The sequence below is a fragment of the Pectobacterium nicotianae genome (assembly GCF_023272715.1).
Taxonomy (GTDB): domain Bacteria; phylum Pseudomonadota; class Gammaproteobacteria; order Enterobacterales; family Enterobacteriaceae; genus Pectobacterium; species Pectobacterium brasiliense.
In genome coordinates, this window is the sequence record NZ_CP096821.1 from 3,475,211 (window position 1) to 3,487,175 (window position 11,965).

The 11,965-nt window shown below is 51.1% G+C and carries 13 protein-coding genes; 8 read left to right on the top strand and 5 right to left on the bottom strand.

Annotated elements, in window-relative coordinates:
• Positions 1-78 precede the first annotated feature (78 nt).
• A complete protein-coding gene (gene cspE, locus MYB54_RS15590) occupies positions 79-288 on the bottom strand; it encodes a transcription antiterminator/RNA stability regulator CspE (RefSeq protein ID WP_005976270.1) in 210 nt (69 codons plus the stop codon).
• Positions 289-505: 217 nt separating this feature from the next.
• Here cspE and MYB54_RS15595 point away from each other — a divergent pair, with 217 nt between their 5' ends.
• Positions 506-1,210 (top strand): aspartate/glutamate racemase family protein, encoded by a 705-nt coding sequence (locus MYB54_RS15595; protein WP_248721024.1) that lies wholly within the window; start codon positions 506-508, stop codon positions 1,208-1,210.
• Between the two features lie 176 nt (positions 1,211-1,386).
• Here MYB54_RS15595 and ypfM read toward each other — a convergent pair whose 3' ends face one another.
• Complete coding sequence (gene ypfM / locus MYB54_RS22105) at positions 1,387-1,446, bottom strand: protein YpfM (RefSeq protein ID WP_137739554.1); 60 nt, start codon at positions 1,444-1,446, stop codon at positions 1,387-1,389.
• A 233-nt stretch (positions 1,447-1,679) separates the two neighbouring features.
• Here ypfM and MYB54_RS15600 point away from each other — a divergent pair, with 233 nt between their 5' ends.
• The 4 genes from MYB54_RS15600 to MYB54_RS15615 are packed head-to-tail and all read left to right on the top strand — an operon-like array spanning position 1,680 to position 4,054.
• Positions 1,680-2,057, top strand: coding sequence for an ArsC family reductase (locus MYB54_RS15600; protein WP_010284003.1), 378 nt, complete (start codon positions 1,680-1,682; stop codon positions 2,055-2,057).
• 1 nt (position 2,058) lies between these two features.
• Positions 2,059-3,186, top strand: coding sequence for a succinyl-diaminopimelate desuccinylase (gene dapE / locus MYB54_RS15605; protein ID WP_248721025.1), 1,128 nt, complete (start codon positions 2,059-2,061; stop codon positions 3,184-3,186).
• The gene (locus MYB54_RS15610) at positions 3,183-3,857 is read left to right on the top strand and encodes a M15 family metallopeptidase (RefSeq protein ID WP_248721026.1); all 675 of its coding nucleotides are present in this window, start codon (positions 3,183-3,185) and stop codon (positions 3,855-3,857) included. The genes dapE and MYB54_RS15610 overlap by 4 nt, the downstream gene beginning before the upstream one ends.
• 2 nt (positions 3,858-3,859) lie before the next feature.
• On the top strand, positions 3,860-4,054 hold the full coding sequence (locus MYB54_RS15615) for a YpfN family protein (protein WP_010283998.1): 195 nt from the start codon (positions 3,860-3,862) through the stop codon (positions 4,052-4,054).
• A gap of 87 nt (positions 4,055-4,141) precedes the next feature.
• Here MYB54_RS15615 and MYB54_RS15620 read toward each other — a convergent pair whose 3' ends face one another.
• The 3 genes from MYB54_RS15620 to MYB54_RS15630 form a co-directional block, all read right to left on the bottom strand.
• Positions 4,142-5,812, bottom strand: coding sequence for a methyl-accepting chemotaxis protein (locus MYB54_RS15620; RefSeq protein ID WP_039503970.1), 1,671 nt, complete (start codon positions 5,810-5,812; stop codon positions 4,142-4,144).
• Between the two features lie 370 nt (positions 5,813-6,182).
• The gene (gene ypfH, locus MYB54_RS15625; protein WP_014914612.1) at positions 6,183-6,800 is read right to left on the bottom strand and encodes an esterase; all 618 of its coding nucleotides are present in this window, start codon (positions 6,798-6,800) and stop codon (positions 6,183-6,185) included.
• A gap of 163 nt (positions 6,801-6,963) precedes the next feature.
• The gene (locus tag MYB54_RS15630; RefSeq protein ID WP_014914611.1) at positions 6,964-7,191 is read right to left on the bottom strand and encodes a DUF1272 domain-containing protein; all 228 of its coding nucleotides are present in this window, start codon (positions 7,189-7,191) and stop codon (positions 6,964-6,966) included.
• A gap of 233 nt (positions 7,192-7,424) precedes the next feature.
• Here MYB54_RS15630 and MYB54_RS15635 point away from each other — a divergent pair, with 233 nt between their 5' ends.
• The 3 genes from MYB54_RS15635 to MYB54_RS15645 all read left to right on the top strand — a co-directional run bounded on the left by MYB54_RS15635 (position 7,425) and on the right by MYB54_RS15645 (position 11,929).
• Positions 7,425-10,388 (top strand): autotransporter domain-containing protein, encoded by a 2,964-nt coding sequence (locus tag MYB54_RS15635; RefSeq protein WP_248721979.1) that lies wholly within the window; start codon positions 7,425-7,427, stop codon positions 10,386-10,388.
• Positions 10,389-10,755: 367 nt separating this feature from the next.
• The gene (locus MYB54_RS15640; RefSeq protein ID WP_100017343.1) at positions 10,756-11,520 is read left to right on the top strand and encodes an AAA family ATPase; all 765 of its coding nucleotides are present in this window, start codon (positions 10,756-10,758) and stop codon (positions 11,518-11,520) included.
• Positions 11,521-11,557: 37 nt separating this feature from the next.
• A complete protein-coding gene (locus MYB54_RS15645) occupies positions 11,558-11,929 on the top strand; it encodes a hypothetical protein (protein WP_248721027.1) in 372 nt (123 codons plus the stop codon).
• Positions 11,930-11,965: the final 36 nt, after the last annotated feature.

Consider the following 11,965-nt stretch of genomic DNA (forward strand, 5'->3'; position numbering starts at 1 on the left):
CATGTGGAAATTGGTAGCACGTGGAAAATGAAGCAAAAAAAACCCGCCATAGGCGGGTTTTTCACGAAATCGGTATAATTAAATAGCGTTAACGTTAGCAGCTGAAGGACCTTTGGCACCGTCAGTGATTTCGAACTCTACACGCTGACCTTCAGCCAGAGTTTTGAAACCATTGCTCTGAATGGCAGAGAAGTGTACGAACACGTCTTTGCTACCATCTTCAGGAGTGATGAAACCGAAGCCTTTAGACTCATTGAACCACTTAACACTACCTTTAATCTTAGACATCAAACTTACCTTTACATGAATGAAAGACACAAAATCTGTGTCAGGTACAGTACAACAATAGATTGGCCTTTTGTCCAGTTGAAGTTGGATAAAAAGTGATAAAAGTCGCTAAAAATGTATACCGCGCAACTCAGCTGTCCTATTTTAACCCGATGCAGAACGCAGAGAGTTCAGTTCTGACCAATTCATCACTTTTTACGATATGAAGGAAGGCATCATGGTAAGTAAAACGCTGGGTCTGATCGGGGGCATGAGTTGGGAATCTACCATCCCGTATTACCGCATTATCAACGAGTATGTGAAAAACCAACTTGGCGGTCTGCACTCCGCCAAAATCATCCTGCACAGCGTCGATTTCCACGAGATCGAACGGTTGCAGTCACAAGGTGATTGGGAGCAGTCAGCCGCTGTACTCAGCAATATCGCAGTAGGATTACGTCAGGCGGGAGCAGAGGCGATCGTCATCTGCACCAACACCATGCATAAAGTGGCCGATGACGTTGAACGCGCCTGCCAGCTTCCTCTTTTGCATATTGCCGATGCCACCGGTGCCAACCTGAAACAGCACGGATTGAAGAAAGTCGGTTTGCTTGGAACCCGCTACACAATGGAGCAGGATTTCTATCGCCAGCGCATTCAGGAACGATTTGGCGTGGAGGTGATAGTTCCTGACCATGAGGGAAAAGAAGCCGTTAATCGCATCATTTACGATGAACTGTGTCTGGGAAACATTAACGACGCATCGCGGCAGGTCTATCGGGACATTATCCAGCAGCTTGAACAGCAAGGCGCGGAAGGCATCATTCTAGGGTGTACAGAGATTCCGCTGTTAATCAGCGCCCAGGATGCGAAAGTTCCTCTTTTTGATACCAGCAGGCTCCATGCGATTGCCGCTGCGAAATTTGCGCTTAACCAGTCATAACTATGAATTAATTAGATAAAATAAAATTCATACGCAAACTAATAATAGCCTCTTTTATTCACTCAGGTTTCCCCTTTTCACAAAGAAAAAAAGCAGTATTGAGAGACTCAATACTGCTTTATTCGTATGATTTTATTCCTGGTATGGTATGCAATGACTAACAGTACTTCTCGTTATTATTTACGTAACATTGCTTCAATAAAATCTTTCCAAGTACTTACTTCTACTTCTACCATGCGAACCTCTTGGTGATTAACGGCGACGCATTATATGCACACTTTTTAATCAGGAAAAAGTGTTATGAAAGTATAAAAACTATACTTCCTCACATTTCTGCTACACAGTTCACAGTAGATCTCCCCGCCTTTTTTCGGCATGCTGGGCTATCGCACGATTAGGCTCAGTCAGGCTGTGTTGTCCTGAACAGCAATCGTCATGCAACCCAATAAGCAGAAAGGATTTTATCCCTATGGCGCTGACCATGTATGGCATCAAAAACTGTGACACTATAAAGAAAGCGCGCCGCTGGCTGGACGATCAACAGGTGGCGTATCGCTTCCATGATTACCGTGCCGACGGTCTGGATGAACAGCTGCTACAGCGTTTTATCGACCAACTGGGGTTTCAGGCCTTACTCAACACACGCGGAACGACCTGGCGTAAACTCAGTGAAGACCTGCGTGAACGGATCAACAGCGATACCAGCGACAGCGCAGAGGCCGCCAAAAACCTGATGCTGGAACAGCCAGCGGTGATTAAACGGCCGTTGCTGATAACCGACGACGGCCACGCGCTACTTGGTTTCAGTACCGACAGCTACCAGAAATTTATTGCGGAGAACAAATAACGTGTCTTGCCCAGTCATAGAGCTCGCTCAACAGTTAATTAAACGCCCTTCCCTCAGCCCGAATGACGAGGGTTGCCAGGCGCTCATGATTGAACGCCTGACGGCGATTGGCTTTACCGTCGAAGCGATGGATTTTGGCGATACCCAGAATTTCTGGGCATGGCGCGGCACAGGAAAAACGCTGGCCTTCGCCGGACACACCGATGTGGTTCCCAGCGGCGATGAAAGCCACTGGCAGCATCCACCGTTTGAACCCATCATTCGTGACGGCATGCTGTACGGCCGTGGCGCGGCGGACATGAAAGGTTCACTGGCTGCAATGGTGATTGCCGCTGAGCGCTTTGTCGCCGCCCATCCTAATCACCAAGGGCGTCTGGCGTTCCTGATTACCTCGGACGAAGAAGCCAGCGCCGTTAACGGCACGGTAAAAGTAGTCGACGCGCTGATGGCCCGCAACGAGCGATTGGACTACTGTCTGGTCGGCGAGCCGTCCAGTACGCATGTTGTCGGTGATGTGGTAAAAAATGGCCGTCGTGGTTCTATCACCGCGAATCTGCGCGTACACGGCGTGCAAGGGCATGTTGCTTATCCTCATCTGGCGGACAACCCCGTTCATCGCGCAGCACCGGCGCTTAACGAACTGATCGCCACCGAGTGGGATCAGGGCAACGATTTCTTCCCGCCGACCACAATGCAAATCGCCAATATTCAGGCAGGCACCGGCAGCAATAACGTCATCCCCGGCGAGTTATTTGTGCAGTTCAATTTCCGCTTCAGCACCGAATTGACGGATGTGTTAATCCAGCAGCGCGTAGCGGAATTATTGGATCGCCACCAGCTTAATTACACCATCGACTGGAAGCTCTCCGGCCAGCCATTCCTGACCGCACGCGGCGAACTGGTCGATGCCGTGGTAAATGCCGTCAAACATTACAACGAAGTTACCCCAGAGCTGCTGACCACCGGCGGTACCTCCGATGGTCGTTTCATTGCCCGCATGGGCGCACAGGTCGTTGAACTGGGTCCCGTGAACGCCACGATCCATAAAGTGGATGAATGCGTCAGCGCGGCAGACCTGCAACTGCTGAGCCGCATGTACCAGCGCATTATGGAGCAGCTCATCGCATGATGACGCCAGCTACGTTAACCGGTAAAAGCGATCAACATCTGGCCGCTTTACAGGGTCGTCATCGTCTTCAACCGGAGGCGGTAACCGCGTTTCTGGCGCTACAGCAGGCGGCAAAAACGGCGGGATTTAACCTACAACCCGCTAGCACGTTTCGTGACTTCGAGCGCCAGCGTCAGATCTGGAATGGCAAATTTCGCGGCGAGCGTCCCGTCATGGATGCCAACAGCCAGCCGCTGGACGTGTTATCTCTGGACGAAGGCGAGCGCTGTGAAGCGATTCTGCGCTGGTCCGCTATGCCCGGTTCCAGCCGCCACCATTGGGGCAGCGATCTCGATATCTACGACCCCGATTTATTACCCGCAGGCCGTTCGCTCCAGTTGGAGCCGTGGGAATATGAAGAAGGCGGTTACTTTGACGCACTGAATACGTGGTTGAGTGCGCACATGCATGAATATGGTTTTTATCGACCTTATGCGCACGATCTCGGCGGTGTCGCAGCCGAACTCTGGCATATCAGCTATTATCCACTAGCACAGTATGCGGAAGAACAGCTTACACCCGACCTCATTCTTGCCGCCTGGCAAGATGAAGACATTGCAGGCTACCACTGGCTCAGTCAGAACTTGCCGCAGCTGTTTACCCGTTATATTCATAATGTTGATGAGGCGTAACCATGGCATGGCTGGCTGATTACTGGTGGATAATTCTGATTGTCCTGATAGGCATGCTGATTAACGGCATCAAAGAATTGCGCAACGTTGACCATACGCGTTTTCTGCTCAATAAACCGAAATTGCCTCCACACCGTGACAACAACGACAAGTGGGACAAGGAAGAAGACGACGACTGGCCGAAGAAAAAACCCTGACACCTATCCTCGCAAACCGCCTGCACGCGAGCTAAGCCCCGCGCAGGCGGTTTGGATGCTTACACTTCCGTTAAACACGCATTTCCGCTAAAACGTTTCCCAATTCGCATTCGATGGCCCGGCATGAGCGGGTTTAGGCAACAGTGACTTTGGTAATGCAGCAAGCGAAGGCGCGCTCTCGGCACGGTGTTCCTGCTCTGCTGCCTGATTAATCTTGAACACCGCCACCGCGTTTTGTAAATATCTGGCCTGCTCTTCCAGTGCCGCTGCGGCAGATGCGGATTCTTCCACCAGCGAGGCGTTTTGCTGGGTGACGCGATCCATTTCATTGACCGCCTGCCCAACCTGATCGATTCCCCGACTTTGCTCATCGGACGCCGAGGCGATTTCCCCCATGATATCCGTTACCCGGCTCACCGCACCGACGATTTCTTTCATCGTGTCACCCGCGTCTTTCACCTGCAAAGAGCCGGTATTAGTGCGGCTAACCGAATCATCAATGAGCGATTTGATCTCTTTGGCGGCCTGAGCACTGCGCTGTGCCAGCGTTCTCACTTCCCCCGCCACCACGGCAAAGCCTCGCCCTTGCTCCCCGGCTCGCGCCGCTTCTACCGCCGCATTCAGTGCCAGAATATTGGTTTGGAAGGCGATGCTATCAATCACGCTGGTAATGTGGGCGATTTTTTGTGAACTGTCGGCGATCTCATTCATCGTCTTCACAACATTGTCGACGACCGTTCCACCTTTATTGGCCGTCTCCGACGCATTTTTTGCCAGCAGCGTAGCCTGACGCGCATTGTCTGAGTTCTGCTTCACCGTCGAGGTCAGTTGCTCCATGCTGGCCGCGGTTTCCTGTAGCGATGCGGCCTGCTGCTCCGTACGCGAAGACAGATCGTTGCTGCCCACCGAGATTTCACTGGCCCCAGAATGGATGGAGTGGGAGCTGTCGCGCACCAGACTCACGGTGCGGATTAATGACTGCTGCATATGATGTAGCCCCGCCGCAAGCTGGCTCATCTCATTGCGCCCAGTCGTATCAATAGGATGTGTCAGATTGCCCTCGGCAATCGCGCTGATGTGTTGCATGAGCGTACGCAGCGGATGCAAAAGAATACGCTGCAGCCCGATCCAACTGAGGATAATCACCAGCACGACGACGACGGAAAGTGCGCCCAGAAGCCACAGCATCGTTTCAAATGCCGCGTGGTTTTCCTGTAGCCCGTCATCCGACAGCTGGTTTTGCGCCGCCCGCCACGTAATATAGGCATCCTGCATTGCCACATTCAGCGGCGTGGCACCGCTACTCAATTTCATCGCTGCCCCCGCTAACCCACCGGAAAGCGAATCCACAATATCATTCAGTAGCTTGTCGTAAGCGGTATAGCTCGCCTCAAGTTTTTTGGATAATGCTTCATCCAACCCGGGCGTATTAGGCAGAGACAAATAGTGTTTATAACTACTCTCTGAGGCGGCCAATTGCGATTTGGCTTGCTGTAAAAGAGCTTGCATAGCCTCTTTATCCGCATTCCCCATCATCATGTTTTGTATAATAGAACCGATAGCGATACGCGTCTGATTCATCATAATCCATGCATCAGTAAAGGCCGCTACATTCTGGTTAGAGCGTTGGGAAACCAGGAATCCCTCTCTGTCGTTAGTCAATGCACGAACGGATAGCGCACCGGTTAAAAATTGAGATATCCCCAACACAAACAATAAGATAACAAGGATGGTAATGACTTTAATACGTTTAAACATGGCACACCCTCTTTTTCCATAAGGATGCGATATTTATATCTGAAAAAATAAGATAAATATTGAACACTCAACACAAATAAAAACATTGCCTATATTATTTAACATTCAAATATGGATTATATTCTTTTTGATATGGATAAATTCTCACTCCTAAAAATAGAGTCTCTACGTTGAATAGAGAAATTAAGAAATGAGCAATAAGATAATCTGATGGAATAAAGAAAATAATTCGAGCGGCGTGATAAAACGTGAGCAGATTGAACAGCGCAACGCGTTAGTTCTTTAAAACCAGCCCCAGAATGGGCTGGTCAGTTAAAAGAAGCCAACGCACATGCAGCTTGAAGTATGACGGGTATAGCGGGATAGATTTTTATTTGAGGTAGGCCAGCGCCTGCTTCAGCATCCGTTCATCAATGCCGTGCCCGACAGCGGGGGCAACATCCAGCGTAAACGACGTCCCCAGTTCCTGAAAGCGCTGCGCGGCAGCATGCGCATGTCCAACCACAATCACGCCGTCTGCTTCACCGTGAATCAGGTGCACTGCAACATCAGCAAAGGCTTTTTCTGGCAGCACAGCAAAGCGACCGCTGAACGCAATAATGTGCCCAGCCAGCGAGGATTCAGACTTCAACGCCTCCAGCGACATAATGCTGCCTTGCGAGAAGCCCACCAGCACGGTTTGTTCCGCACTCACGCCGCTTTGCACCTGCCAGTGGCGCACCGTCTCAATAAAACGCGGCAGGTTTGCTTCAATACGAGATAACCGATTCTCTTCCGTGACACCTTGAACAGAGAACCACTGCCGCCCGTCGCCATAGCCAGTACTGAACGGCCCGGCAATACTGACCACCATCGCCTGCGGTAAGGCGGCAGCAAAATAGCGCCCAATCTGCGCCATGCCTGCGGCGGTATCACCCACGCCATGAAATAGCAGGATTAACCGATTCGCTTCCGAAGGTTGCTGAACAACAACATAATCTTGATTCACATTTCTCTCCTGAAGGCATGCGCCGAACACGTCACCTGCCGATATTCGTCATAAAGTACGGTTAGCTCTCACTATACGCCGCGCAATAACAGGAGAAATCGGGAATTACTGAATGAGATGTTCCATTTTTTGCAACGACAAAGGGGATATCCGGTCCACCCTGTCAGTGCGGTTTGATAATACGGGTCGTTGACGCCGGATCGCTTACCAGACAGCGTGCCGGGCGCACCGGCCGTTTGACCAGTTCGCCGCCGCAGTTCGGGCAGGCGTGATGAAACACGGTATCCGCGCAGTCAGGACAGAACGTGCATTCGTAGGAGCAGATATACGTTTCGGCATCCGGCGGCAAATCACAATCGCAGTGCTCACAGTTGGGGCGCAATTCCAGCATCGGCTTATCCTGATTTAATAAAAAATTATATCGCTCTCGCTGTCACTTTTCTGTGGCTATTGCACAAAGATCAGTGAAGGAGAATGAGGCTCTTTTCTACCAGAAACCGTCCTTCATGCAAATGGGGTTTATTCAGCAGAATAACGTCTCTCATTAACGGCAATTGACTTTCCAAATCCCTGTTTTTCTTGGGAGGCGGCTCTATGTTCTCAATAAATACAGGGAAAAAAACAATGGCGATGGCAGCACAGCTATTTTCGTTAAAAAGAACAGTTTCGTTAAAAAGAACAGTTTCGTTAAAAAGAAAAACATTTCGGCAATCCATCATCGCGGCCAATATCAGTATCGCATTGCTGATGTTGGCAGGCTGCGGTAGTAGCGGAGGTGGCGGTGAAACTGCCAGCGTCACGCCAACGTTGCCATCCCCAACGACGCCGACAACACCCACGACCCCAACCACACCGGAAACACCGACAGTATCCGCCGTTAAAGTGGGGATTATTGATTCCGGTTTGGAAGCGGCTCGGCCAGAGTTTAATTACGGCAATCTGCACTTTTCCTCTTTTGTCGGCGGCTCACAGCTTAACGATAATCAGGGCGTTAACGGCCACGGTACGTTGGTGGCATTGGCGTTAGCGGGTCTGGCAACAGAAAACTATGTGGGAGGCGTGGCACCAGACAGCGAACTCTATATTGCACAAACGTCGTTGAATAATCGCTTTGACTATCAAAACACCACGTCTGCCGTGAATTGGCTGCTCAATTCAGGCGTGAAAATCATCAATATGTCCTACGCCGCAGATGAGCGGTTAACGACCGCCGAGACACTTAATGCCGCGAGAAACAACTTTAGCTATCTCTTAGTCCGTAACGAACTGAAAAGCATCGTCGATGCCGAGGCACTGAGCATCGTCGCCACGGGGAACAATTCTGGTTCCACCCCCTCGCCTAATACTCAGATTCCACTCATTTTTAGCGATGCCTCGCTGCAAAAAGGCATTTTGGCCGTTACGGGCTACATACCTGAATGGGTCGGGCAGGAGGGAACAGAGCGCCCTGCTGAACTTTACCTTTTTGACAAGTGCGGCAATGTCGCGGCCTACTGCATGAGCGCGCCAGGCTATGTGGATTATCCCGTTGCGGGCAGCAGTTCGTCAGAACGTTCGCACGGCACCTCTTTTGCCGCGCCACGCGTTGCAGGCGGAGCATCCCGAGTCCAGGCGGCCTATCCGTGGATGACTGGCTACAACCTGCAACAGACATTACTCACCACTGCGACCTACCACACCGATGGCTATACCCGATACGACGCGGAGAATTCTTACTATGAAATCATCAGGGACAGCGAGGGTAACGTCACAGGAAGTATTTTTCATCCCGCCTATATCGCGGTAGCCGATACAGCCAACGGACGCCCTTATAACGATACCTTTGGCTGGGGCGATCTGGACGTCGATAAAGCTGTAAAAGGCCCGGCGATGTTTTATGCCGATAACTTCACCGCTCGTTTAACTGCGGGGGATTACACGTTCGCTAACGATATCAGCGGCGACTACGGCCTGATCGTCAACGGTGCCAGCAATGCAGGTGGCGCTCTGCATTTGACCGGCACCAACACCTATAAAGGTGATACACAAATCACCGCCAACCGTTTGTACGTTGATGGTTCAATTGCGGGCAATGCCAGCGTATCCGGCTTCGGCACGCTGGCAGGAAAAGGCCGCATTGGCGGTAATGTGAATAACACGGGTATCGTTGCCACCACCGCAGAAGGCGGGCTGACCGTCGCAGGTAACTATACTCAGGGCAGCAGCGGCCTGCTGAGCGTGACGCTGGCAAATCCGTTTACCGTAGAGGGAACAGCTACGTTAAATGGTGGATTACGCGTTGGCCTGCCCAGCAACACCTACATTGTCCAGACGCAGGAAACGCTGCTGCACAGCAATCAGGGTATCAGTGGCACGTTTAGCACCACCGACCTCGGGCTATTCCTGACGGGAAACCTGACTTACGGCAGCAACGATGTCACCGGCGCATTCAGTCGCCTCAACACCGTAGATGCAGTCACCAGCAGCGGCTTTCAAAGCGCCGCACAGTTGCAGACCGCAGCCAATATCGAATCGGCGCTACAGGTTGCTGACCGCTGGTCAGCCTTGTCCTCAACCAGCGAACAGCAATCCAGTTTGCTGGCGAAAGCAGCCGCCTTCCAGCAGTTAGGCAGCGCGGGTGCCGCAGCCATCGCGCTGGATTCGCTGTCCGGTCAGGCGCATGCATCCAGCAATGCCATTTTGTTTAACAGCCTGGATTACCAGAATCAGCTCCTGAACAATCGGTTAGATCTGTTAGGAAGCGGGAAAAACTACGGCCTGTGGATTGAAACCGGCAAGCTGCGTGGCGACCTGAAACAATCCGGCTATCTGGGTAGCCATTACGATATCACCCTGACGGCCATTGGTACGGATACCGACTTCAACACTCCAGGATTGCGCGCCGGGATTGCCTATACCAACAGCCAGATCAAAGCCGACTACGACGGTAGCGGCGGCAGTAGTGAGAATGAGTTGCACGGAGTTATGACCTACGCGCGTTATAACCTCACGCCGGAATGGTTCGTTCAGGGCAACCTGAGCTATCAACACGGCCGCGATAAGCTGAAGCGTTCTATCCTGCTGAATAATGTCGAAGCCGTTTCCAGCAGCACCTCAAGCGATAGTTGGCAAAGCCTGCTCAAAACGGGATACGAATTTGCACTCAACGATATCTTTAGCGTTCAACCCTATGCAGGACTCAAATACAGCTACCTGTCTACCGGCGGCTTTACGGATACCGGCAGCGCATTGGGTCTGACGGGAGAAGGCAACGACTATTCGCGTACCGTTGGTCTGACAGGGCTTAACCTGCGCGCTCTGCTGCAATGGAATCAGGGATGGTGGAGCAGCGTCGGTCTTAGCGGTGAGTACCAACATGCGTTTACCAACCCATCGCTTGATGTCTCTGCCCGCTGGAGCGGACTGGGCAGTGAAGGAGAGCGCCTCGATATTCCGGGCATTCGACTGGACAAAGACTCGCAGTGGGCAGGCGTGAGGCTGGATGTCGGTAAAGCGGCGGATGCGCGTTTCTTCCTGCGTGCTGACAAACATTTTGCCGAGCGCGGTAACGAAGAAGTATTACGTGGCGGCGTCGACGTTTCCTTCTAATCACCCATGACGCTGGCGGCATCTCCGTCGGCGTCAATTTGATATCCACGCCATCGTTCAAAAGAGGGAGTGATTTAAACAGAAAGCCCCATCTTCTCGTGGCGAATTAATGATTATCGTCATGTGCTCTATATAGCTATATTTTATCTATTCTATGCCAATTTAATTATGAAACATCAAATAGGTCGCAGGCGATAAACCGCGTAAAATAATAAAACAATAGCGTTAGCCCGTTAATTAACGCATGAATCACCAGTGCCCCTTTTCTGATAGGCGGCCTTATTACGCTGAAAACCTTTCATCGTTCTCATAAAAAAACACCATCCAGGAACGAGTAAATTCGTCTCAGTATTATGGGGAAAATAAAGTGGAACAGAATAATAAACCCTATTTGCAGCGCATCTATTTTCATCCGCAAAAAACACTCGACCCGCAGGCTTACCCATTAACCATTCCGGCGATAAACGATCTCGAAAAAATCCGCTTTCATCCTGATGTCACCTTTCTGGTCGGCGAGAACGGTTCTGGTAAATCGACGTTGCTCGAAGCCGTGGCAATCGCGATGGGGTTCAACCCGGAAGGCGGCTCGCGTAATTTCAATTTCAGCACTCGTGATTCCCATTCCAACCTGAGCGACTATCTCCGCATCGTCAAAGGCATAACACGTCCGCGCACCGGCTATTTTTTACGGGCAGAAAGTTTTTTCAATGTGGCGACAGAAATAGAAAATATCGATCCCGGCCTGATTCAGCTGGCTTACGGTGGTGTTTCGCTCCATCAGCAGTCGCACGGCGAATCATTCATGGCGCTGTTAAACCACCGCTTCGGTGCCAACGGGTTTTATCTGCTGGACGAACCAGAAGCTGCGCTGTCTCCCACTCGGCAGCTCACCGCACTGGCGCGTATCCATCAGTTGGTGAACGCAGGGTGCCAGTTCATCATCGCTACCCACTCACCTATTATTCTGGCCTACCCTAATTCAGTGATTTATCAGTTCAATGAAAACGGTATTCAGCAGGTGGCATGGCAGGATACGGAGCATTATCAAATCACGCGGCAGTTTTTAAATAACCCACAGGGCATGATGAAGATATTACTCGCCGATGAAGACGACACCGGTGAAAACGCTTAGCATGTCGCCATATTTTCTAAAACCAAGGAAATGAGCGATGGCAGGTAACAATGATGAAATGTATCGACTCGTGAGCGAGCTATTGCGCAGCATCCAACATGGCGATCCGGCTATTTTAGTGGATTTTGGCGTGAGCCCTGCTATTTACGAAGAGATTCTTGAGGAGTTGGATAGCGCGGGGGAAAACCTGGCGGAGTTAACGCTTCCGCCTTACGACATCGCCTTTACCCCTGATAGAACGGGTAGGACACCGCTGTGCAGCTACGTGATGGATGCAGCCCCTCAGCAAAAGAGAATAGAGTGTCAGCTCTGGTCTGGAGAGAAGAAAACTGACCTCACATTAATTGCCGACTACCCAGAGAAACAGGGGAAAGCGCCTCTGGTTTTTAGACTGCTAGAGACGCAATAACTCCGCCCATGTTAGAGCGGAGTTATTTCATTGAAG